1 pseudogene is annotated in these 1,058 nt (G+C 45.1%); it reads left to right on the plus strand.

What is annotated here, in order from left to right:
- Positions 1-11: 11 nt before the first annotated feature.
- Positions 12-1,058 (plus strand): annotated as a pseudogene (locus R7O13_RS24530) (hypothetical protein); the annotation flags it as partial.

The following is a 1,058-nucleotide window of genomic DNA, read 5'->3' on the forward strand; positions in this document are numbered from 1 at the left end:
ATAAGTGAAATATGAAAAAAACAATTATATCGTTGGGTCTTGCCGCTGTTGCCACCGGATGCGGTGGTGGAGAGAGCAAGTCACAATCAAACAGTCAAGTCACACCAACTCCAGTTCCTGTTCAACAAGCGCTAGAAACGGGCAATGCCCTATTGGTTTCTGACCCAAATGACTTCATTCGTGAAAGCCGTCAAGTTGTTGAGGCGCACAAGAAACAGTCGAATGCGATCAAATCTGCGATAGCAAAAAATCTTTCGGGTCTTTACTGGGATCCGACGCATGATGCCGCGATTTTTGCTCCTACCTATGGATTCAACGACACCATCTTGATGACCAATAAAGCGATGGCGAGTGGCTACAAAGACCAAGCGTTGTCGATTGGTATTGCTGGTGAGCAAACTAATGGCCAGCGTTATGCTGTTTTAGGCAGTAACCCATTTCGAACCGCACAACGTTTTCCTGATTCTTCTAATGCGGCAATGACTCAATGGTTAAAAAACCTCGTTACTTGGTTGTCAGGTGGAGCTACTTCAAACGTCGTCATCGCGCAAATGGATCAGTCTTATTACTTTCCTGATGAGCAAGCGACGCGCAGTTGGTTAAACAACAATATTTCACCAGACCTGACATTTAATGAAGCTAACCTGTGCGACGGTTCAAAATTACTTAGCTGCTTGAAAGCCGATAAGCCAAACCTGTTGATTCTGTCACAACATTTGCTGTCAGGAGATACCAACCAACAGGTAATAGATGCGCTGGCTTATGCCGAGCAAGCTAAAATTCCGGTTCTATATCTGCATTGGGACGGTGGGCTGACCGATCTTGGCCGAGACATTTTGGCAAAATTCCATGTTGACTACGTGGGGGACAACTATTGGCGTAAGTTAGGTTTGGTCGATTGGGCACCTTCATCACTGATGAACTTTGTGCCAGATTCTGTCATCACGCAACAAGCGTTGTTATCCCGTTTCGAAACTCAAAACTTCAATGTTGATTTGTCCCAATGTGATGATAAATCATGCCCAGAAGTAGCGAACATGGACAGTCAGTTTTACGAC

It is taken from the genome of Vibrio sp. Y176, assembly GCF_033438945.1.